The organism is Holdemanella hominis, assembly GCF_014306155.1.
Taxonomy (GTDB): Bacteria; Bacillota_I; Bacilli_A; order Erysipelotrichales; family Erysipelotrichaceae; genus Holdemanella; species Holdemanella hominis.
In genome coordinates this window covers 22,454-45,371 of record NZ_JACRWH010000004.1, presented here as the reverse complement: position 1 = coordinate 45,371, position 22,918 = coordinate 22,454, and the positions used below count along the sequence as shown (strand labels likewise).

General features: G+C 33.1%; 25 protein-coding genes. 9 read left to right on the top strand and 16 right to left on the bottom strand.

The annotated features are described in order from the left end of the window. The first annotated feature begins 8 nt into the window (after positions 1 to 8). From mutL to H8911_RS02180, 5 genes are read left to right on the top strand one after another with little or no spacing between them, the layout of a single operon-like run. Positions 9 to 1,835: a DNA mismatch repair endonuclease MutL gene (gene mutL / locus H8911_RS02200; protein WP_117925516.1), complete on the top strand. Its 1,827-nt coding sequence runs from the start codon at positions 9 to 11 to the stop codon at positions 1,833 to 1,835. Further along, positions 1,828 to 2,742: a tRNA (adenosine(37)-N6)-dimethylallyltransferase MiaA gene (gene miaA / locus H8911_RS02195; protein ID WP_186998574.1), complete on the top strand. Its 915-nt coding sequence runs from the start codon at positions 1,828 to 1,830 to the stop codon at positions 2,740 to 2,742. Before mutL ends, miaA begins: the two co-directional genes overlap by 8 nt. Continuing rightward, positions 2,729 to 3,415 carry a tRNA threonylcarbamoyladenosine dehydratase gene (locus H8911_RS02190; protein WP_117925520.1) on the top strand — a complete coding sequence of 229 codons (687 nt, stop codon included), beginning with the start codon at positions 2,729 to 2,731 and terminating at the stop codon, positions 3,413 to 3,415. Before miaA ends, H8911_RS02190 begins: the two co-directional genes overlap by 14 nt. Before the next feature lie 15 nt (positions 3,416 to 3,430). Then, on the top strand, positions 3,431 to 4,330 hold the full coding sequence (locus tag H8911_RS02185; protein ID WP_117925522.1) for a diacylglycerol/lipid kinase family protein: 900 nt from the start codon (positions 3,431 to 3,433) through the stop codon (positions 4,328 to 4,330). Between the two features lie 38 nt (positions 4,331 to 4,368). Continuing rightward, complete coding sequence (locus tag H8911_RS02180; RefSeq protein ID WP_186998573.1) at positions 4,369 to 5,640, top strand: HlyC/CorC family transporter; 1,272 nt, start codon at positions 4,369 to 4,371, stop codon at positions 5,638 to 5,640. A gap of 24 nt (positions 5,641 to 5,664) precedes the next feature. Here H8911_RS02180 and H8911_RS02175 read toward each other — a convergent pair whose 3' ends face one another. From H8911_RS02175 to H8911_RS02140, 9 genes are all read right to left on the bottom strand, one after another. Beyond that, on the bottom strand, positions 5,665 to 6,402 hold the full coding sequence (locus H8911_RS02175; RefSeq protein ID WP_186998572.1) for an N-acetylmuramoyl-L-alanine amidase family protein: 738 nt from the start codon (positions 6,400 to 6,402) through the stop codon (positions 5,665 to 5,667). A 27-nt stretch (positions 6,403 to 6,429) separates the two neighbouring features. Further along, the gene (locus tag H8911_RS02170; RefSeq protein WP_186998571.1) at positions 6,430 to 7,047 is read right to left on the bottom strand and encodes a YggS family pyridoxal phosphate-dependent enzyme; all 618 of its coding nucleotides are present in this window, start codon (positions 7,045 to 7,047) and stop codon (positions 6,430 to 6,432) included. A 311-nt stretch (positions 7,048 to 7,358) separates the two neighbouring features. After that, complete coding sequence (locus tag H8911_RS12620; RefSeq protein WP_255466253.1) at positions 7,359 to 7,484, bottom strand: hypothetical protein; 126 nt, start codon at positions 7,482 to 7,484, stop codon at positions 7,359 to 7,361. Beyond that, entirely contained in the window at positions 7,453 to 7,875 is a 423-nt protein-coding gene (gene tnpA, locus H8911_RS02165) for an IS200/IS605 family transposase (protein WP_186998570.1), read from the bottom strand. The genes H8911_RS12620 and tnpA overlap by 32 nt, the downstream gene beginning before the upstream one ends. Then, positions 7,865 to 8,053, bottom strand: coding sequence for a hypothetical protein (locus H8911_RS02160; protein ID WP_186998569.1), 189 nt, complete (start codon positions 8,051 to 8,053; stop codon positions 7,865 to 7,867). Before H8911_RS02160 ends, tnpA begins: the two co-directional genes overlap by 11 nt. 106 nt (positions 8,054 to 8,159) lie before the next feature. Further along, on the bottom strand, positions 8,160 to 8,660 hold the full coding sequence (locus H8911_RS02155; RefSeq protein ID WP_255466252.1) for a DUF2798 domain-containing protein: 501 nt from the start codon (positions 8,658 to 8,660) through the stop codon (positions 8,160 to 8,162). 42 nt (positions 8,661 to 8,702) lie between these two features. Further along, positions 8,703 to 10,532 (bottom strand): histidine kinase dimerization/phospho-acceptor domain-containing protein, encoded by a 1,830-nt coding sequence (locus H8911_RS02150; RefSeq protein WP_186998568.1) that lies wholly within the window; start codon positions 10,530 to 10,532, stop codon positions 8,703 to 8,705. Further along, positions 10,525 to 11,226 carry a response regulator transcription factor gene (locus H8911_RS02145; protein ID WP_186998567.1) on the bottom strand — a complete coding sequence of 234 codons (702 nt, stop codon included), beginning with the start codon at positions 11,224 to 11,226 and terminating at the stop codon, positions 10,525 to 10,527. Before H8911_RS02145 ends, H8911_RS02150 begins: the two co-directional genes overlap by 8 nt. An 18-nt stretch (positions 11,227 to 11,244) precedes the next feature. Beyond that, entirely contained in the window at positions 11,245 to 11,895 is a 651-nt protein-coding gene (locus tag H8911_RS02140; RefSeq protein WP_186998566.1) for a PIG-L family deacetylase, read from the bottom strand. A gap of 217 nt (positions 11,896 to 12,112) precedes the next feature. Between H8911_RS02140 and H8911_RS02135 the strand changes: the two genes are divergently transcribed. From H8911_RS02135 to H8911_RS02125, 3 genes are read left to right on the top strand one after another with little or no spacing between them, the layout of a single operon-like run. Continuing rightward, entirely contained in the window at positions 12,113 to 14,347 is a 2,235-nt protein-coding gene (locus H8911_RS02135) for a YfhO family protein (RefSeq protein WP_222620929.1), read from the top strand. Further along, entirely contained in the window at positions 14,299 to 14,700 is a 402-nt protein-coding gene (locus H8911_RS02130; RefSeq protein ID WP_186998564.1) for a GtrA family protein, read from the top strand. Before H8911_RS02135 ends, H8911_RS02130 begins: the two co-directional genes overlap by 49 nt. Then, positions 14,687 to 15,607 carry a glycosyltransferase family 2 protein gene (locus H8911_RS02125; RefSeq protein WP_117925745.1) on the top strand — a complete coding sequence of 307 codons (921 nt, stop codon included), beginning with the start codon at positions 14,687 to 14,689 and terminating at the stop codon, positions 15,605 to 15,607. Before H8911_RS02130 ends, H8911_RS02125 begins: the two co-directional genes overlap by 14 nt. On the opposite strand, the gene H8911_RS02120 is transcribed toward H8911_RS02125, so the two are convergent. Together H8911_RS02120 and H8911_RS02115 are read right to left on the bottom strand one after the other, a co-directional pair. Then, positions 15,604 to 16,845 (bottom strand): alpha-L-fucosidase, encoded by a 1,242-nt coding sequence (locus tag H8911_RS02120; RefSeq protein WP_255466251.1) that lies wholly within the window; start codon positions 16,843 to 16,845, stop codon positions 15,604 to 15,606. The genes H8911_RS02125 and H8911_RS02120 overlap by 4 nt on opposite strands. Before the next feature lie 10 nt (positions 16,846 to 16,855). Next, complete coding sequence (locus tag H8911_RS02115; protein ID WP_186998562.1) at positions 16,856 to 17,347, bottom strand: SOS response-associated peptidase; 492 nt, start codon at positions 17,345 to 17,347, stop codon at positions 16,856 to 16,858. Positions 17,348 to 17,394: 47 nt separating this feature from the next. On the opposite strand from H8911_RS02115, the gene H8911_RS02110 reads away from it, so the two are divergent. Next, a complete protein-coding gene (locus H8911_RS02110) occupies positions 17,395 to 17,565 on the top strand; it encodes an NAD(P)-dependent oxidoreductase (RefSeq protein ID WP_117925748.1) in 171 nt (56 codons plus the stop codon). Between the two features lie 430 nt (positions 17,566 to 17,995). On the opposite strand, the gene H8911_RS02105 is transcribed toward H8911_RS02110, so the two are convergent. From H8911_RS02105 to H8911_RS02085, 5 genes are read right to left on the bottom strand one after another with little or no spacing between them, the layout of a single operon-like run. Next, on the bottom strand, positions 17,996 to 18,406 hold the full coding sequence (locus H8911_RS02105; protein ID WP_117925749.1) for a FoF1 ATP synthase subunit delta/epsilon: 411 nt from the start codon (positions 18,404 to 18,406) through the stop codon (positions 17,996 to 17,998). A gap of 2 nt (positions 18,407 to 18,408) precedes the next feature. Further along, entirely contained in the window at positions 18,409 to 19,794 is a 1,386-nt protein-coding gene (gene atpD, locus H8911_RS02100; protein ID WP_117925750.1) for a F0F1 ATP synthase subunit beta, read from the bottom strand. Next, positions 19,785 to 20,705: an ATP synthase F1 subunit gamma gene (gene atpG, locus H8911_RS02095; RefSeq protein WP_117925751.1), complete on the bottom strand. Its 921-nt coding sequence runs from the start codon at positions 20,703 to 20,705 to the stop codon at positions 19,785 to 19,787. The genes atpD and atpG overlap by 10 nt, the downstream gene beginning before the upstream one ends. Beyond that, positions 20,705 to 22,447: a F0F1 ATP synthase subunit alpha gene (gene atpA / locus H8911_RS02090; protein ID WP_186998561.1), complete on the bottom strand. Its 1,743-nt coding sequence runs from the start codon at positions 22,445 to 22,447 to the stop codon at positions 20,705 to 20,707. The genes atpG and atpA overlap by 1 nt, the downstream gene beginning before the upstream one ends. Next, complete coding sequence (locus H8911_RS02085; protein WP_186998560.1) at positions 22,448 to 22,912, bottom strand: F0F1 ATP synthase subunit B; 465 nt, start codon at positions 22,910 to 22,912, stop codon at positions 22,448 to 22,450. Positions 22,913 to 22,918 lie beyond the last annotated feature (6 nt).

Here is a 22,918-nt window from a genome sequence, read left to right as displayed (position 1 = left end):
TGTGAAGTATGGCTAAGATACATGTATTGAGTGAACATTTGACAAATATGATTGCGGCTGGTGAAGTCGTAGAAAGACCGGCTGGAATTGTAAAGGAATGCGTTGAAAACAGTATTGATGCAGGTGCTACAGTCATAGAAGTTGAAGTATACCAAGGTGGTATTGAACGAATTGTGATTACAGATGATGGCTGTGGAATGGATCATGAAGATGCACATTTAGCATTTATGCGACATGCCACAAGTAAAATGCATTCAGAAGAAGAATTATTCAATATTCAAACTATGGGATTTAGAGGGGAAGCTTTACCAAGTATTGCTTCTGTTGCCCAAGTTGAATTGCAGACAAGCAATGGTGAAGAAGGTACTTTATTAAGATACAACTATGGAAGTTTAGATGTTGATGAAACTTGCAATTGTCCACGAGGAACAAAATTAGATGTTTCTGGATTATTTGTTAAAACACCCGCAAGATTTAAACATTTAAAGAGTATTTCTTATGAATTTTCTGTAATTGCCGATTTAATGAATAAGATGGCATTATCCCATCCGCAGATTCGTTTTCAACTTTCTCACGATGGAAGAGTTGTATTTCAAACAAGTGGCAATGGAAATATCCAAGAAATTCTATACCAAATGTATGGTAAAGAAGTAGCTCAGAATGCAATTCAATTTGAAGGAAACAATGAAGATTTTCATATTCATGGATATGCAATCCAGCCCAAAATCAATCGGGCCACAAAATATTTTATGTTTTTAACTTTAAATACAAGATTGATTCGCAGTGTCGCAATCCAAAAAGCAATTCTAGATGCATATAGTGATTATATGCCGCCGAATCGTTTTCCAATCGTTGTTTTACAAATGGATTCAGATACACAATTGGTTGACGTAAACGTACACCCTAATAAATGGGAGGTTCGTTTGTCAAAACAAGGCGAAATGCTAGATTTAATCAAAACAACAATTCAAGATGCTTTAAATGCTTCTTTAAAAACAGTAGCTGTTAGTAAACCTGAAAAGAAGAGTGTTGCATTTGAACAGCCAGAAATACAATATTCATATCCTGTTAAGCAACAGCCAAAAGAGAATAAATCGATTGAACAGAGTTTTAAAAATTATAATCCAGTAGTTATCAAAGAAAAAAAGGAGCAGATACAGATATATGAAGAAAAATCAGCTCCTGAAATAAAAATACAGGAAGAACCGATTTCATATCCAATTCCTAAGGAAGATAAGAATGATAAAGGTCCAGAATTCTTTTTGCACCTTCAAGTATTAGCTCAATTGCATGATTCCTATATCTTATGTAGTAATGAAGAAGGTTTGGTTATCGTGGATCAGCATGCTGCTCAGGAAAGATATCATTATGAGCAGTTAAACGAAAAATTATTGGTTCAATGTACAAACAAACAACCGCTTATGGTTCCTATTCAATTGGACGTCTCAAGTAATGTATTGGCTCAATATATGACCATTAATGAAAAAACAGCATTCTTTGGGATTGAATTTGAACCATTTGGAACGGATCAATTGATTCTTCGTGAAATTCCATTATGGTTTCATGATGTAGACCAAAAACAATTCTTACAAGATTTATTAGATTATTTTGTAGAAAATCAAGACGTAGATATGGCAAAACTTAGAAAACATATGATTGCGACTATGGCATGCCATAGTTCAATTCGTTTTAATCGACCATTATCTATGCAGGAAATGGAGCAAGTCATTTTAGATTTACAAAAGTGTAAACAACCATATCACTGTCCTCATGGAAGACCTACAGTTATTGTGATGAGTGATGGTGAGTTGAGAAAGGAATTTGAACGTGGATAGACAAAAAGTTTTAGCAATCGTAGGACCAACTGGAATTGGAAAAACAAGCCTTTCTGTATGGTTAGCCAAACAATTGAATGGAGAAATTATTTCCTGCGATAGTATGCAAGTATATAAAAAAATGGATATTGGCACGGCCAAAGTAACACAAGAAGAAATGCAAGGCATACATCATGAATTGATTGATGTTCAAAATTATAATGAACCTTACAATGTAAAGGTTTTTCAAGAAAAATGTCGTACAGTTATCGAAGATGTTGTAAAAAGAGGAAAGTTTCCTATTTTATGCGGAGGAACAGGACTTTATTTAAAAGCAGCATTATATGACTATGAATTTCAAGAAGAAAACGAAGATATCGCCTATACTGCTTTTTTGAATTCGAAAACGAATGAAGAATTGGTCGCAATGTTAAAAGAAAAAGATGAAAAAGCTCTAGAAAAAATTCATCCAAACAATCGCAAGCGATTGATTCGTGCTCTACAAATTTGTCGTAGTGGTACTTCAAAATCAGAACAAGAAGACAAACAACAACATATTCCATTATATGATGTGTATTTTTTAGGTTTAGATGTAGATAGAGATATTTTACATGATCGAATCAATAAAAGAGTAGATATTATGTTCGAGAATGGTTTGGTCAAAGAAGTAGAAGATTTATTTACAAATCCAGAAACGTGGGAATATACAAGTTTTCAAGGAATTGGATATAAAGAGTTTAAAGATTATTTCTTAAAAGAAAAGAGTATCGATGAAGTAAAGACTGCTATAAAAACACATTCTAGACAATATGCGAAAAGACAATATACATGGTTTAAAAATCAGATGCCTGTACATTGGTTTGAAGCACAGAATAGAGATGAAATATATAGTGAAGTAAAGGAATGGTTGATGGATGAAGACAAATGAGAGAAGTGAATTGTTGCTGGGAAAAGAAGCATTAGAAACACTAAATGATAAGACAGTCCTTGTTGTTGGAGTTGGAGGAGTTGGTTCTTTTTGCGTAGAGGCCTTAGCAAGAACAGGAATTGGTCATTTAATTCTTATAGACAAAGACTGTGTGGAACCAAGTAATATTAATCGACAATTAGTGGCAACTTTAGATACAGTTAATGAAGTTAAAGTGGATGTATTAAAGAAACGAATTAGTACACTAAATCCTAATTGTATTGTAGATACATATGCATGTTTTTATGATCAAACGAAAGATGATGAAATATTTTCGCAACCCATTGATTTTGTCGTAGACTGCATTGATTCCATTCAGAGTAAAAAAGATTTGATGCAAGCATGTATTGAGCAAAATATACCGTTTTTATCAAGTATGGGAATGGCTAGGCGTAAAGATCCTACAAAATTAGTAGTTACAGAGGTAGAAAAAACAAGTTATGATCCAATGGCTAAACAGATTCGTCAGTGGAAAAGAAAAAATCGTATACGCAATAAAATCTGGGTGGTGGCATCTTTAGAACAACCGATTCCAGTAGAGTCAGGACAACCATTGCCTAGTGCTATTTTTGTACCTGCAAGTGCCGGATTGGTACTTGCGAGTGAATGTGTACAAAGATTGATTGAGTCATAAAGAGGTAATAATGATATGAAGGATGTATTTATTGTAAATCCCAAATCAGGGAAAAATAGTCAATATGAATTAATACAAGAAATCAAAGAGCATTTTCAAGGAAAACGTATTATCATTGAAAAAACAAAAAGTCCTGAACATGCGACGTTTATCGCAAAAAAGTATGCTCTATCCAATGAACCTGTGCATTTGTATGTGTGTGGCGGAGATGGTACTTTGCATGAAGTTATTAATGGGTGTGCCGAAAAAGAAAATGTGACTATTTCTGTGATTCCAATTGGAACGGGGAATGATTTTGTGAAATATTTCGAAGATTTAAAAAGAGGAGACTTTTTAAATCTGGAAAATTATACAGATCCAGAATATATGGATTGTGATTTGATTAAAGTAAATGGAGAATATTCAATAAATACAGTTTCTTTTGGATTTGACGTGGAGGTTGCACGTCAGGTAAATGCACTAAAAAAGAATATAAAGACAGAAGGAATCATACCCTATGTTTTATCAACATTGATTAGTTTAAGAAAACCAATAGGTCAAGACTATCAAATTCAGATTGATACTAAAAAATTACCAAAAGGGAAATATGGATTCCTTGTGTTTGCGAATGGAAAATACTATGGTGGAGGATTTAAGCCGTGTCCAGATGCCAATGTTGATGATGGCTGGATGGATGTTTGTTTGATTTCAGATGTAAAGAGACATCAAATAGTTCGATTGGCAAAGAAATATCAAGAAGGAACGCATATACAGTATAAAAATCTAGTTTCTATGTACCAAGCTAAAACGATACATTTAAATACAGAAAATGAAATGATTTATGCGAATATGGATGGAGAAGTAAAAGGATTTAAAAATCCAACAATAGAAATCGTAGAGAAAGCGATTCGACTTGCTCTTCCTAGAATATCGTGAGTATGATATAATATTCAAAAATATAGGGAGTGTGAAAAATGGACTCGGATTTATGGATACAAATCCTTGAATTAGTTATTTTATTAGCTTTATCAGGCTTCTTTTCTTCAGCTGAAACAGCAATGGTTTCAGTTAGTAAGATTCGCTTGAGAACTTTAGAAGATGAAGGAAATAAAAAAGCATCATTAGCTTTAAGAATATTAGAAAATCAATCAAAAATGCTAAGCGCTGTATTGATTGGTAATAACTTAGTTAATACTTCAGCAGCAAGTATTGCTTCATTGATTGCTTATTCATTTGGTGGAGCAGCCGTTAGTATTGCTACTTTTATCATAACTTTTTTAATTTTGGTTTTTGGAGAAATTACCCCTAAAACATGGGCAACAGTGAATGCGGATCAACTCGCAATTACGTATGCTCCGATTATTTCACTTTTGATGAAAGTTTTAACACCGATTATTTGGTTTGTGAATTTATTTAGTTCAGGTATTTTAAAATTAATGGGCATACAAAATCCAAATCAAAATATATCTATGACCGAAAGTGAGTTGCGTACAATTGTAGACGTTTCTCACGAAGAAGGTGTCATCGAAGAAGATGAAAAAGATATGATCAATAAAGTGTTTGATTTAGGGGATGCCAAAGCTAAAGATGTTATGATACCTCGTGTACATGTTGTGATGGCAGAAGTAGATAGTACATATAAAGACTTATTGGAAATATTTAGAGAAGAAAAGTTTACGCGTATTCCTATCTATCAAGATAAAATTGATAATATTATAGGTATCGTTAATATGAAAGACTTGTTGATGTATGATGATTTTTCATATTTTGATCTGCAAAAGATTCTTCGAAAACCAAAGTTCACATACGAAAATAAAAAAGTATCAGAATTATTGATTGAAATGAAACAATCCACATTTAATCTTGCGATAGTCATGGATGAATATGGAGAATTTTCAGGTATCGTTACGCTAGAAGATATCATTGAAGAAATCGTTGGCGATGTTCAGGATGAATACGATGCACACGAAGAAGAAAATATTGTGAAATTAAATAATCAAACATATGATGTCAAAGGATATTTAAGTTTACATGATTTAAACGATTATTTAGATTTAGATTTAGATAGTGAAGACTTCGATTCAGTTGGAGGTTTAGTAATCGATGCACTTGGTCGTTTACCACAGACAAATGATGAAACGACTTTACCAAATGGAATTCGCATTAAAGTCTTGAAAGTAGAAAAAAATCGTATAGAATCTGTACGATTGATTTTACCAGATACATTAACACAAAAGGATGTTTAACTACATGTGCGTAGTAAATATCCTTTATTTATTTTCAGTAATATATTTGTTGAAAGCCTTCGCAATAGCCTGGGCAACCTTCTTTTGATTTGTTGGATTTTTAAGCTTTTGTATTTCCTTGGTATTCGTACTAAAACCAGCTTCAAATAATATGGCTGGGATTTTTTGCTCGTCAACCACATGTAGAGGATAAAATTCAGTTGTAAGGGTACCACGGTCATGTGTCCAATCTAAACCAGATAAGTTTTTACATATATATTCTGTGATCTGTTCACTTGCTTTATCGTCTTGACGAATATAAGAAACATATCCAGAACAAGTAGGATCTTCATTTGAATTGATATGGAATGAGAAGAAATAATCGGCTTTTTCTTTTTTTGCCATCTTAACTCTCGCTTTTAAATCCTCTGTTTCATCTTCTGACCACGTTACTTTATCGCTTGTACGAGTATAGACAACTTTGATTTCTGGATTTAGTTTTTTTAGTTGTTTACCTGTTTCTAAAGCTAAAGCCAAAGTTAAATCTTTTTCGGTAGTACCATCTTCTGCAACGGTTCCCCCATCATAACCACCATGTCCAGCATCAATCATGACAGTCGCAATCGTTTCGTAATGTTTATTGACTGTTTTTGTCTTTGAATCTGAATTAGAAGTTGAGTGATTGGATAATAAAACTACGAAAGTTCCTATAATCAAACATATACATGCCAAAACAATAAGTAGGTTTTGTGGTTTCAACTTTCTTTTCTTTGAATTTTGCATGGGATTAGTATAGCACTGTTTAAAAAATTATTCAAAAATTGCGCGTCCAATTCGAACTGTATTCGAACCGTGCTTAACTGCTAACTTATAATCTTGAGACATACCCATGGATAAAGTGTCTATATCTGGATATTGCTCTTTTAGCTCTAAATAAAGGGTGTGCATCTGTTCAAATTCAGATTCTACTAATGCTTGATCCTCTGTTTTTGAGGCAACACACATAATTCCTTTAATTTGAATATGTTTAAATTCTTGCAATTGAGAAATAAAGTTTTTCGCATCCTTAAAAGGATATCCCGTTTTATTTGGATCTTCCGAGATTTTTAGTTCTACTAACACCTTTTGAATGATGCCATGTTTGTTGGCTTGTTTTTCAATTTCTTCAGCTAACTTTAATGAATCCAAACTTTCAATCACATCGACTTTTCCAATAATATACTTCACTTTGTTTGTTTGTAGATGCCCAATAATGTGCCAAGTATATTTTGGATCATACTTATCTATAAATTCCTGTACACGATTTTCTCCAAAAGTAGTTAGACCCATTTTTGCGACTTCATCAATTTCTTCCTTTGTACGCGTTTTAGATACAGCCACTACATTAAAATCTTGTGTTTTTAGTTCTTCAATCAACTCTTTATTCATATTAAAACAGTCCTTTCAATATCAATCTAATTATAATCAAAGAAAAAAAAGAAGCAACATTTGCTTCTAGTTAAATAGCTTTCCAAACAACCATCTTATAGTTGGTCCACACTGACTACTCCTCACCGCAAGCAGTGAGGGTTCTGAACTGACAACATTATGCAGCAATCGTACATTATTTTCAAACTTTGGATTCCTGTCTTTCTGTTGGAGCAGTGAACTCTACAATCAAGCACTACATTTAGCACATTAGCGATTGTTTTCTGTATCTCTACATGGAAGCATAGTCAATCTCCCGATTTAACATTTATTTAATTTACCTTAATTCCACTGTTCATGACTTTGATCTGATTCACTTGGATATATTCAATCGTTTCCAATACTAATACATGTCTATCTGAACATCTACGATAGGCTTTCAATTCGGGTTGTATCATTTTTCTGCTCCTCGATATATTTCTTGACTGTAGCTTCACTGATATGCCCTACAGAAGATATAAAATATCCATTTGACCATAATTTTCCACATCTCGCATAGAATCTTTTCAATTCCGGATACGCCTTCAACAATTGGATTGCACTCATAGATTTCAATGTTCGAACAACATCACAAGGTGCAGTCGTTACAGGACAGTCCACAAAAATATGTATATGGTCAGGCATGACATCTAAAGCTTTTATAATATATCCATACGCATCACAAACTTCAGAAAGAATCTTCTTCAAAGTTTCATCCATACCATCACATCTGAACTTTGGACACCATATAATATGATACTGAACTAAATACTTACAATGAGAAGCACGATGATAATTCTCATTTTTCATGATCATTCACATCTTTTAACTGATACTTTTCCTGAATACCTCTACGCATCAAATCCAGAAAAGTAATTGTTTTACCTTCTTCAACCGAATAGATTCTGGCAAGGTTTTCCAGTTCTTTTTTCCATTCACTAGGAATGGCAATATTGATCTGAACATTGTTCGTTCTAGGTCTACCCATGATATCAACTCCGAACTATTTCTACATATATTATATATTTTTAATACGCATTATATAATACAAAAAGTGGTTTTTATCTCCACAGCAAGCATGAAGTTTTCGCCACTTAAATATAACAAATTTGCCAAAAGAAAGCCATTGGAAAATTAAACAAGATGGTCATAAACCATACAGAAATAATTTGTACACCTGGTGTTTTGAATAGAATGGTCGCAATCAAACTCATGATTGGACATATAATACAAATAATGTAGAAAGAAATCGCAAGTGTGATAAAGAAAGGACGATCCTTCGGTGTTACAACTTTAAATGTAAAGTAATGTGCTAGTTTATCAACAAAGAAATATTCTAAAATAAAAGCAACCGGCCACATGATGATTAATTCATGAAAGGATAATAAAAAGACTTGATTAGACATTCCACCCATATTAAGTGCGATGTTGTAACAAATCATGGCATAAACCATTAAAACACATGAATAAAGTGAATACAATATTTTCGAATTTTGTTTTTGGCATATATTTTCTCCTCCTGAATAAAACTTTTTGTGTTGTTCAATCAAAGATGTTTCCAATATGTACCAAAAAGCGAACGCTAATAATACCATAATTTTTTTGATTTTGTAATAAAAAATCAGTAAGATTCACTCTTACTGATGAATAGGGAAAGTTAATATAATAGTAAATAAATCATTTGTTTCGTCTTGATAGAAAGTACCATGATGGATTTTTATCATTTTTTTAACACTCTTCAAACCAATTCCATTACTTTCGACTTTATCCAAATGATGATTGATTGAATTCGTAAAACTCATTTTTAATTGGTCTTCTTCAATCATTGTTTGAATCACTATATCTTTCCAAGGATCACAATATTTTTGAATATTCGAGAATACATTATTTAATATTCTTTGAATTATCGCAAAATTCGCATCCATAGATAGAGAAGTTTGTAGAGGTTCATATAAAATATGAAGATCCATTTCTCTTAAATACTGAATATGATCTACCAATGTATCGATGCACTTTTGAACAGGAATATTCGATAAATCCGAATTATATTCTGTTGAAAAGACAAGAGAATACTCAAACATTTTATTGGAAAGATATGTGATTTCTTCAACCTTATCTAAACATTTTTGAAGATATTGATCACGAAATTTAATATCGTCCTTTTTTAAATTCATGATTTCAAGGTATCCCTTTAATGTTGTTAGTGGAGTTCTTAAATCATGGGATAAAGAAGAAATTAATTCTTTATTCACAACACGAGCCTGTTGTTCATTGTCCATTGTTTGTAGAAAGGCAATGCGCATTTGATTCAAGTCCTGGGCTAAACGTCCAATCTCATCTTTATCACTTACTTTGATTTCATGATTCCAATCTCCAATTGCTAAAGTAAACACATCTTCCTGTAAATTTTGAATGGACTGAATTCGTTTACGGATGAAGCTTTGTAGGATGATCAAATAGAAAGAGAAAGAAATCAAAAGTGAAAGAATAATATAAGGAATTTGGAATGGAATCATAGGAAATGAAGTAATATATAAATAAACGGCTTGGTTTTTAAAATGTATTGGATAATCATAATACAACGGGGCCTCCAAGACATCCAAATCATCAAAACTATATAACAACAATAAATTATTACTGCTTAATGGAGATTTGTCCGTAAAATAGATTCCATCCTGATCATATAATTCTACATACGCATGATTGAGTGCATTTTCTTTTAATATATGATTGATGGCTTTTTTATTTTCCTTCGTTAGATCAAAATTTTGGAGTTGTTTTTCTAATTTCTTTACATAAGAAGAATAATCTTCCGATTGATAAAAAGTATCCATTAAAAACTCAAAGACAGCACTGCGATTTAAATATAGAAATGAAAAAGAAGTTAATACCAACAATGTTGCACAAAGAAAAGAGAACATCATACGACTGGATAAGGAATAGAAGACGTTTTTCTTTGAACGGAGTGGTTTAAGATTTTTTAAAAGTAAATAAAAAAGAATTGTTATAATAAGACTTAAAATACAGTTGAAAATACGATAAGAATGATAATAATTCGTGAAAGATGGATACCACTCAATACAACTCATTTTACTTGAACTCTTTATAAAAATATTATACTTTTGTGCATTTTTTAAAGGAGTACGGCCACAAAACGAAAGTATAGAATCGATGACTTTATCATCTGGTTTATTTGATTTTGTTTTATATAAAATGACTTGATAACTTCCCTTTTTTAATAATTGATTTAAATCTTTACGAATTTGAGTGTGGTTCATAAAATCCACTTGTTCTTGTTCATCTAAATAAGCCTTCGCCTCTTTTATTTTTTCTTTAGATAAAGTATCAGAATACTCATAATGAGTATTTAAATAATCGTATACGACAAATCTTTGAGAATATATTGCGAAAAAACTCAATAAAAAAACAAGAAGGGAAAGATACAGTCTCGTTATTTTTTTATTCAAAACGATACCCCTTTCCCCAAATTGTTTTTATGTATACTGGATTGGCGGGATCCTTCTCGATTTTCTTTCTAAGATTACGAATATGAACCATGATTGTATTATTTGCCGAATAATAATACGGCTCATTCCATGCTTTTTCATACAATTGTTCAGCTGAAAAAATTTGTTTAGGATTCTTCATCAACGTACTCAAAATATTAAATTCAATATCCGTTAATTCAACTTCCTTTCCATTGACCTCTGCATTTTGTTGGGCATAACGCAAAGTAAGACCATCCATACTTAAATCCTTTTCTGTATCAAGTAATCTTTCTTCTTTTTTACCCTTATAGACTTGATAACGACGAAGTAAAGCTTTAACTCTTGCCGTTAATTCACTATACGAAAAAGGCTTTGCCAAATAGTCATCGGCACCACTTGAAAAACCAAGCGTCTTATCCGAATCTAATCCTTTGGCTGTTAAAAATAAGATAGGGACATTGCTTGTTTCACGAAGCTTTAAACAAGTCTGGTAACCATTCATATTCGGCATCATAATATCAAGGACGATTAAATCGATGGAAGAATCAAACAATTGAAGGACCTCGTTTCCATCTTTGGCTTCAATCACTTCATAGCCTTCGCCAGTTAATAAAATTCTTAATATTTCACGGATTTCTGCATTGTCATCCGCCACTAAAATACGCGTCTGCATGTTCACATCCCCTTTCTTTTATTCTATTTTACCCCAATTACTATAGGGTTTCCAATTTTCATAAGGCAACATATGATGTAAATGATCCATCACTTTCGATTGCGAAGAATACAATTGAATGACATCCAATTTTCCTTTATAATCTTTCTTGGATAATTTTTTTTCATTTTTTAATTCAGCCTTGTTTTTCTTTGATGCATACTTACCAAAATATATAAGCTGATTTGTCTTATCTTCTTTTTTTAAAATCATAGTAACATACTTAGATATCTTTTTATGATGGATATGCCCATATTCACCATCTGGATTATGCGTTACAATTTTGTCCCAATCCTTAGAATCGATTTCCTTTTTGATTTCTCTTTGAATATCCTTTTTACAAGATTTCCAGTTATCACGCTTACCCTTTGTCTTATCAGGAAAAGATAAAATAATTCCTTTAGAATGTGTCTTCTCCAGTACCTTCATAAATTCTTTTTTTCTCTTTTTATTGTTTCCATTCGTAATACATAAAACCGTGTAATTTCCATTGATTAAATGAGATCCACCCCAAATTGTTTCATCATCTGGATGGGCCACAATCATTAAAGATTCATGCTCTTGGGCATGAATTACGGATGTATTTAGACAAAGCATTAAACTTAAGATGCATAATAATAACTTTTTCATTTTCATCACCAAAAAAAATTCTATCAAACATTTCTTAACACTCTACTTATGCATTTCTTAAATCTTCTTAATATATTTATGAAAGTTTAATATTTCCTTTTGTCGATACTTAAGATTTATTTTGTATAGTAAAGCCATGAAAAAGAGAGATACGTTTTACATTACAATACTATTTATATTACCCATTTTATTTGTACTCTGTGTATCCACATATTCCATGTATGGATCAAAGTTAGATTGGTTATCCCAACATATATCTTTGGCAGACTATTTTCGACAGACCCAACAATTACTTTCAGATAGTTTTGCGAATCTTCAAGGACAAACCAATGCCTTTAGTTTTTCATATTATGGACTATTAAGGCCAGACGTTTTAGTTTCTTATTTATTTCCAAATATTCCAATACATTTCTTTATTATAGGTTATGCAACACTTCTATGGTCATCTACAGGAGGACTTTGTTATTACTGGCTAAGAAATAAAGGATACAAAGATTCGATTAGTTTCTTTTCAAGCATATGTTGCATATGCGCCAATTGCTTCTTTCAGTCCCACCAACAAATTATGTTTATAGAAATTCTTCCCTTTTTATTTCTTTCATTCATTCTAATCGATAAAAATAAAAGACAATGGATTAGTCTATGTGTAGTTATGGCACTTTTCCATAACTATTTCTATACGCCAGGCATGATATTGATTCTGCTTTTATATGATTATGATCAAAACCATATGATAAAAGATATTCTGATTTCGATTCTTATTGGTATTGGTATGGCTACAATTTTATGGCTACCAACCGGATATTTGATTTTAAACAATCATAAATCTGTTGTACAAACCAACCTATTCGATTTATTAATTCCAAACTTTACTCTAAAAGGACTTGTCTATGATAGCTATGGATGTGGGTTGACTGTGATTAGCTGGATTGCCCTATTTCAAGGCATTCAATTTAAAAAGACAAGGAAACTATCGATTCTGTTGATTTTAATGTTTGTTTTCCCGATGTTCTCTTATATATTGAATGGAACTTTATATGCACGCACAAAAATATTGGTGTTATGTTTACCACTCGTGCTTATGATCCTTTCCTATTGGTTACAAGAAAGAAAGTTGAATAAAAGTTTACTTGTTTTAGCTAGTTTATTTCTTTGCACAAAAACAACACTTCTTGGATTATTAATTTCACTTGTGTTTATTGGCTATTACTTTATGGATAAAAAAGAATGTTTAATGATGTATGCCCTTGTACCTATGATTGTTTTTACAGGATTCAACTACAATCAGTGCTTAGATTTAAAACTCTATAATTCAATGTATTCTAAGGATAAACAAAAATTGATGCAAAGAAACGATTTGAATCAACGAACAGCCGATTTAGATCAGGTGGGTTATAGTGTCAATCGTATCTATGACCCAAAAGAAATGAAGGCATCAAGTTATACGTCAACAAGCAATTCTTTATATAACACTTTCATTTATGACATTATAAAAAGTCCGATTTCCCAATCCAATCGAACAATCATAACAGATAGTGAGAATTATTTATATTTGAGTATGATGGGGATTCAAAATGTATTGAGTAAAGACTCTAATTTATATGGATATAAAGAAGTAGATAGTAAAGGAAAATATAAATTATTAAAGAATAAAAATGTATTTCCAATGGTCTATTTCACAAGTGATACGATGAGTGAATCTGAGTTTGATAAACTCTTTTATCCATATAATTTGGATACCATCTATAATCGCACGATTGTGAATGGTGAAACAAGTAATGATTATGCCTCAAAGATGAAACTTATAAAGAATTTAGATCAATCGATTGTGATTCAGAACAAAAGGAAAAAAAAAACAATACCCATTGATTTTGATACTAAAAATAAGCTGATCTGTATTGATTTTGATGTAAAGAATTATACAGATAAAAAGATTTCGATATCCATAAATGGAATGAAGAATACATTGTCAAAAAAACATTCTGTGTATCCAAATGGGAATAAACATTTTACGTATATTCTTTCTAAAAAAGAATTAAAACAATTTGATGTTACTTTATCCAAAGGAAAATATAAGATATCCAATATTCGTGTTTATACATGTGATATGAATGTGTTTGACCGAGTTGTGACTAAAGTAAAACCATTAAAGACAACTTCTATTTTTAAGGGGAAAGTAACAACATCTAAAGATGGTTATCTTGTAACTTCATATCCTTATGAAAAGGGATATGAAATATATATTGATGGAAAAAAGCAGAATATTGAAATTGTGAATAAGGCTTTTGTGGGATGCCAAATCAAAAAAGGAAGCCATACAATTACAATTCAATTTCATGCACCATTTAAGAATACAGGACTTGGTATAAGCGTTCTGTTCATTATAATGGGAGGATTTTGGATATGGAAAAAGTCAAAGAATTTATTAGTTATGGAATTGTGGGAGTTATGACAACTCTTGTGAATTATATTGTTTATTTTATTTGTTTAAAAATAGGAATCGATTGGCTGACAAGCAATAGTCTAGCTTGGTTGGTTGCTGTTATTTTTGCGTATTTTTCAAACCGTAAAGTTGTATTTCATTCAAGTAATGATATGAAAAAAGAGTGTATCGAGTTTTTTGGACTTCGATTTATGACATTACTTGTTGAAAATCTACTATTGGCCATTTGTATTGATGGCGTACATATTTCAAATTTATTATCTAAGATTTTAGTCAGTGTGATTACTGTTTTAGTCAATTATTTCTTATGTAAATCTCATATATTTTCTAAGAAGGAGGAAATGTTGTATGAACAAAATTAGTGTTGTCGTTCCTTGTTTTAATGAAGAAGAAGTTCTTTCCGTGTTTTACAAAAAGACAAGCGAAGTATTGAATGAAATAGATGGAATTACCTATGAATTGTTGTTTGTGGATGATGGATCAAAGGATCACACAAAAGATATATTAAGAGCTTTGAGTTTAAAGGATGAGCATTGTGAATTTGTTTCTTTTTCTAGAAATTTTGGTAAAGAAGCCGCTATGTTTGCAGGATTAAAGAAATCAAATGGCGATTATGTTGTGATCATGGATGCTGATTTGCAGCATCCTCCTGTATTATTAAAAGAAATGTATAAGGCGGTTAGTGAAGAAGGCTACGATTGTTGTGCCGGAAAAAGAGTAGACCGTACGGGTGAAGGAAAGATTCGTAACTTTTTATCGCATATCTTTTATAAAGTGATGCAGAAAATGTGTAAAATGGATATGAGCGATGGTTGTGGTGATTTTCGGATGATGTCAAGACAAATGGTGGATGCGATTCTAGAGTTAAAAGAATACAATCGCTATATGAAAGGATTATTTTCTTTTGTAGGATTTGATACAAAATGGATTGAATTCCGTAATGTACAACGAGCTGCAGGTAATTCTAAATGGAATTTTTCAAAACTATTCGCATATGCGATGGAAGGTATGTTTTCCTTTTCTACAGCGCCGATTGTATGGATTGGAAATATAGGAACCGTTATTATGATTTCATCGATTTTAATGACTTTGTTTGGATTGTTAGTACATGTCACGTCTATGTTTCATTTAGTATGTTTGATTCTGTTTTTGAGTGGGCTTCAAATGTTGTTTGTGGCCATTTTAGGTCAATATACGACAAAAGACTATATGGAAAGTAAACAAAGACCGATCTATATAATAAAAGAAACCAGCAAGAATTTAAGCTAATCTTTTAATGTGATTTCAATCACCGTGTCAATTGGATCTGGACAATGGTGTGAATTGGAATCAATATGGATAAATGTATAGTCAGGAAAACTTTCTGCGTTCCAAGGCGTTTGAATTTTGATTTGAGAATGATCAGACAATCTTCTTATGTCTTGGATTCTTTCTTTCCGAATTTTAACAGGTATATCAAAAATACTCTCATCTAGAATATGCGCATAAATTTTATTTCCCTTTTGTGTGTATCTTCCCCATTCTGGTTTTTCTAATTCACACTTTGTACAACTATAAATAGAAGCTTTATTTAGTTTCATCCATTCCCTGATTTCATTCAATACTTGGATAGATTCTTTAGGAAATTGCCCTCTAGCATCCGGCCCCACATTCAAAATCATATTTCCACCCTTGGATACACATTCAACTAGAGTACGGATGATTAGCTTAGCAGATTTATAATTCGTGTCCTTAGCGCAATATCCCCAATGTTCATTCATAGTGATGCAAGCTTCCCAAGGCACAGGTAAACCTTGAGGAGGAATCATTTGTTCAGGTGAAGTAAAATCACCGGCTGTAAAACTAGGATGTGCATCCATAATGGTTCCAGGATGTACACCATCTCCTTCTAAACGATTGTCGATGATCATGTCTGGCTGGTAGGTTCTTGCCATTGTTACGATTTTATGGGCATCCCATACATCTTTTGTCATGTTGTCATAAGAAAAGTCAAACCACATGATATCCAACTTTCCATAGTTTGTAAGTAATTCTTTGATTTGAGTATACATATAATTCAAATAGTTTGAAAAACAAATTGGTTTATCATATTCTGCATTGTTTCTTTCTGGATGATGTCGATCTTTAAAGTGAGGATAGTCCGAATGATGCCAATCAAGCAGGGAATAATATAGACCGACTTTTAAGCCTTCTTCTCTAAATGCATCTAAAAATTCTCTGACATAATCATGATTTGCCTTCCAATCTGTAGTCTTTGTATCAAACATACAATATCCATCGTGGTGCTTGGCAGTCATTACGGCATATTTCATACCAGCTGCTTTGGCCAATTTAGCCCATTGGTGTGGATCAAATAGATCTGGATCAAATTCATTCGCAAAAGGAATATAATCTTCTTCTTTCATTTCTTCGTTGCTTCTGACCCATTCACCTCGTGCTGGAATGGAATAGATTCCCCAATGGATAAAAAGTCCGAATCTAGATTTTTGAAACTCTGTAATATTCATAAGATCTCCTTTAGAAAAGTGGTTCTTGTAGCTGCTTTTTTTGAAGTGCAATGCCTGGTTTGGATAAGATTTCCTTGGTTTTAGAAATATCCTTTAGCCAAGGATCTATATCTTCTTTTTCAAGTATGACTGGCATTCGAGAATGCACAGGTTTTACATATGCATTGGCATCCGTAGTAATAATGACAAGATGATTATCGACAAGAAGTCCTGCAAAATATAGAATGTGCTCGCAATAAAATTCCACTTTATTTTTACCTAAATCCCACTCGTAAAAACTTCCTGCAGGCACAATACAATGCAAAGAATCTTTAAATAAAGGCTTTTCTAAGAGAGTTTCTTGTCTAGCATTTAAGATTAAATTATTAGTTTTATACCCAAATGGCACCATTTTCTTTTGGTTTCGAGTAAGTACAAGACATTTGTCACTTGGATGAATGTCTTTTTCTTTTAAACCAAAGGCTTTGGCTACTTTAGGTGTATATCGAAAGCTTGTACACATACTAGAAGTATATCATAAGAAAGAGGTGTAAAAAATTGTGAAAACAGATAAAAAAGGGTTTATTAATTATCAATACATCTCGTGGAGAGATCATTGATACAGATGTGTTGATTGAAGGTATTGAAAATGGAATCATTGGTGGTGCAGGTATTGATTCTTTTGAAAATGAACAGGAAGTCATTCATATTGATCACAACTATAATGTCATCAAAAACTGAGACTTATTGATATTAAAAGCCTATTTTAATATCATTGTAACGCCGTATGCAGACTTTTATACGGATTAAGTATCTTATGATATGGTGCATTGTTCATTGGAAAGTCTAAAGAATTTAGTCAATAATCAAGAATGTAGATATCAATTAAACTAAGGGCAAGAGAAATCTTGTTTTTTTGACAGTTGATTATAATATTTGTTTTAAATAAAGTATAAATTGAAAATAAAATGTTGTATGTAAAAAGAGCTTTTAAGCTAAAAATCTCTTTATTTGATTGAATTTTTAGTTTATATATTTCTGTAATTCATGGATGAGGTCAGAAAAAATGTATGATTTTACTAAATTGAGACCAGAAAAAATGTAAAAGATCTTTATATAAAGGGAAAAAGCCTATATCTTCATGAAAAGTATAGGCTTTTTTATGTGTTTATTAATTAATGTGTTTATCTTTAAATTGTAAACGAGCTAAGGCTCTTGCCATACTGGCTTGTGACATATAATATTCACGAATGGATTGCTTTTGACGCATTCTTTCTTTAGCACGTTCTAAAGATTCTTTGGCTCTTCTTGCGTCTAGTTCTTCTTGTGTTTCACATGTATCGACTAAAACTTCAGCTTGGTTGTTTGAAAAGATCATGGATCCTAATCCACTAACAACTTCAATCTCAGAATTATCTTCTTTTCGGATTTTTAAAAGCCCAGGCGTAATCGCGTAGATTGCCTTGGCATGATGTGCAAGAAATTGTTTACTTCCATTGGGTGTGTGTATCGTTAATACTTGTGCTTTACCATTATAAAACACGTGATCACTGGCCATGATTTTTAGATCAAAAAGTTCCATGATTATACTTCTTTCGCTTTTTCTTTGACTTCTTCAATGGTTCCTACATTGAAAAAAGCACTTTCAGGATATGCATCCATTTCTCCATCTAAGATCGCCTTAAAGCCTTTGATTGTATCTTGTAGAGGAACATATTTTCCTGGAATTGAAGTAAATTGTTCAGCCACATGGAATGGTTGAGCCATAAAGTTACGTAAACGACGAGCTCTGGCTACAACGGTTTTATCTTCATCACTTAGTTCATCCATTCCTAAAATGGCGATAATATCTTGTAGTTCTTTATATTTTTGAAGGTATTGTAAAACACGTTGAGCTGTTTCATAATGTTCTTCTCCTACAATATCGGGTTGAAGAATTCTTGAACTTGATTCAAGTGGATCTACAGCAGGATAAATACCTTGTTCAACAACTTTACGAGATAAGACGGTTGTCGCATCCAAATGTTCGAATGTTGTTGCAGGAGCAGGATCAGTTAAATCATCTGCAGGAACGTATACAGCTTGTACACTAGTAACAGATCCGTTTTTTGTGGAAGAAATACGTTCTTGAAGTTGTCCCATTTCATTCGCTAAAGTAGGTTGATATCCAACGGCAGATGGCATACGTCCAAGTAAAGAAGAAACTTCTGATCCAGCTTGTACAAAACGGAAAATGTTGTCGATAAATAATAAAACGTCTTTATGTTCAACATCACGGAAGTATTCGGCCATAGTCAGTCCGGTTTCAGCAACACGCATTCTGGCTCCTGGACTTTCATTCATTTGTCCAAAGACAAGTGCAGTGTTCTTGATTACACCGGATTCACTCATTTCAGTATATAAGTCGTTTCCTTCACGACTTCTTTCTCCAACACCTGTAAAGATGGAATAGCCTCCATGCTCACTGGCAATATTTCGAATCAATTCTTGGATCAGTACGGTTTTTCCAACGCCGGCACCTCCAAACAATCCAATCTTTCCACCTTTGGCATATGGTGCTAATAAGTCAATAACTTTGATTCCTGTTTCAAGAACTTCTGTAACAGGAGATTGATCTTCAAATTTTGGTGGTTTTCTGTGAATAGGCCAATATGTATCTGTATCGATCGCTTCTTTTCCATCGATTGTATCTCCCAAAACATTAAACAAACGACCTAAATTTTGTGTTCCAACTGGAATTTCAATACCCATTCCTGTAGATAAGACAGGCATATCTTTTTGTAAGCCTTCACTAGGCGATAACATGATACAACGAACTGTATCGGTTCCAATGTGCTGCATAACTTCCATTACAACTTTTTTGCCGTGGTTATCAACCTGTAAAGCGGTTTGAATATATGGAAGTGGCGTTTCATCAAAATGTACGTCTACAACAGGGCCCATAACTTGTGTGATTTTTCCTATTTGCATGTGGATTGACTCCTTTTCTTCTTTTGTAGCTGTTGCCTTCTAGCTTTGGCACCGGCTGCAACCTCTGTTATTTCTTGAGTGATTTTTGCTTGTCTTTGACGATTGTATTGTAAAGATAAACTGTTTAATAATTCTTCACCATTTTTATTCGCTGAATCCATTGCCTGCATACGCGCAAAGTTTTCGGATGCATAAGATTCAACAAGGGAACTATAAATAAATCCAGATAAATAATCAGGAATGACAATGTTTAATAATTCAGCAGGGCTTGGCTCCAACTGGATGGAATGAATGGTTTGTCCACCAACTTCAACTTCCTGATTTAAACGATACAAAGGAAGTAACTGTTCAACATCGACCGTAAATTGATTGTGTTGATCCATACGTGTATAGATAATTAATACTTCATCTATTGTTTTTTCAGCATACAGTTCAAGCATTTTACTCGAAATGGATCTTGCACGACTCAAAGTTGGATTTTGCGCTGTATATAGAAAACTTTCTTCAACCGGAATGTGTCGTCTTAAAAAGTATTGTCTTCCAACTTCTCCAATCATATAGAGCTTATAGTTTGGATGAGCCTTAATGATTTGTTCAGTGAGCTTTAAAACATTAAGGTTGTAGGCACCGGCCAACCCCTTATCTCCAGTAACACATATGATGGCTTTATTTTGATGTTTTTCATCAATATATTCTCGACTATCTAAGTAAGGATGCTCAAAGTGATCAGGAAGATTTTGAAGGATCGTCAAAATCTGTTTTCGTAATGAGTAAAAATAAGGATCGGTATTTGCGGCTTTTTGTTTGGCCGTATTCATTTTGGTTGAAGAAATCATATACATGGCTTTTGTGATCTTCATAGTCGATTGAATACCATTCATTCGATCTTTGATTTCTCGGATTTGTGACATTATTCTTGTCCTCTATATTGTTTAGCTAGTGTAATGATTCTTGTTTTTAAATTGTCATCCAGTTTTTTAGTTGTATTGATCTCACGACTGATTTCACTGTGATTTTCATTAAACCAATCTAATAATTTTGTTTCTTCTTTTTTGACTTGTTTTGAATTCAAATCATCTAGAATTCCTGCGTCTGCAACTACTAGAATAATAACCATGTCTGCATGTGACATAGGGTGGTTTAAAGGTTGTTTCAAAAGCTCCATAAGTACTTGTCCGTGTTGAAGTTGTCGTTTTGTCGCATCATCTAAATCGGAGGCAAATTGTGTAAACTCCTTCATTTCACGGTATTGAGCTAAATTGATACGTAAAGAACCAGATGCCTTTTTCATGGCTTTAGTTTGAGCGGCACCACCGACACGACTAACAGATAATCCAACATTAACAGCAGGTCGTTGTCCTTCAAAGAATAAATCACTTTCCAAGAAGATTTGACCATCGGTAATTGAAATAACGTTGGTTGGAATATATGCACTTACATCTCCATCTTGGGTTTCGATGATTGGAAGAGCTGTGATGGATCCTCCTGAATTTAATCTAGAAGAACGTTCTAGTAGTCTAGAATGTAAATAGAATACATCACCTGGATAGGCTTCACGTCCTGGAGATCTTCCTAGTAATAAGGAGATCGTACGATAGGCAACGGCATGTTTGCTTAAATCATCGTAGACAATAAGTACGTCTTTGCCTTGATGCATAAAGTATTCAGCTAGAGAAGTCGCAGAATAAGGGGCAATATATTGCAGGCTGGCTGAATCGGCAGCCGTAGAGTTTACAATAACTGTATATCCCATCGCATCATTTTTCTTTAATGTATTGACTAGGTTAGCCACTGTACTTGCCTTTTGGGCAATAGAGACATAAATACAAATACAGTCTTTTCCTTTTTGATTTAGTATAGTATCCAATGCGATTGAAGTTTTACCCGTTTGACGATCCCCAATGATTAATTCGCGCTGTCCTCTTCCAATAGGAAACATAGAATCGATGGATAGAATACCGGTTTCCATAGGGGTTGTGACAGGTTTACGATCAATAATGCTTGGGGCGGGTTCTTCGATAGGACGCATTTCAGCGGCTTCAATAGGACCAAGTCCATCAATTGGATTTCCAAGTGGATCCACGACACGTCCTAGAAAATTAGAGCTGACTGGCATACCTGCTTGTTTTTTTGTACGAGAAACCTTTGTACCTTGACCAATAGTACCTTCTGTGTCAAATAGAATAACACCAATGTTTTCGGTTGTAATATCAAGTACCATTCCTTTTGTACCATTCTCAAAAACAACAACTTCTCCATACATTGCATGATCTAGTCCCGAAATGGTTGCGATGCCATCTCCAATTGTTTCGACATAGCCAACTTCATTTTCTTGGGAAGTGGCTTCGAATTGTTCGATAGCCTCTTTTAAAATGGACATAAGTGTTCCATCTTTTTTCATTTGAATAGCTTTATCTCGAGCCGCCTGAATTTGTTCTTGAAGCTGTTGTTGGCGAGAACGCGTAGACCAATCGTATTCGTCGTTGTTTGCGTTTAGAATAAAGCCTCCACGTACACTTGGATCAATAGAGATGGTTAGTGTGATATTTTCGGCCTGGTATTTATTTTTAAGGAATGTCTTTATTTTTTCTTCTTGCGCTGCACTAGGCCTTGTTACACAGCGTAAGGTTGCGTTTAAATTTTCGTTGTTCATTTATTTCATTTCCTTTAAAAAATCATCATATAGTTTTTCATCGCTTTTTGTGTTTGTGATTTTATCAGCCGCTTTATTGATCAAATCTGCAATTTCAGATTTAGCTTTTGCCTTTTCCTCATTGGCAGCTTCAATCGTTTTGATGCGAGCTTGTTCAATCATTTCATCGGATTTCATGTTTGCATCTGCAATAATTTGTTCATATTCAAGGCTGGCTTTTTCTTTTGCATCCGCTAGCATGCCATCACAAATTGTTTGCATATTTGCAAGCTGTTGATCTGCTTTATTTTTTGATTCAAGAGCTTCTTGTTTCTTTTGATTTGCCAAGGCAAAATCAGATTCTATTTCTTGTTTTCTTTTTTCAAGAATGTCATGTACTGGTTGAAATAGAAAATGCTTCATCAGTGCATATAAGATAAGTAGGTTGATGATTATCCAAAGAATATTGGAATCAATTCTTAACATAGATTA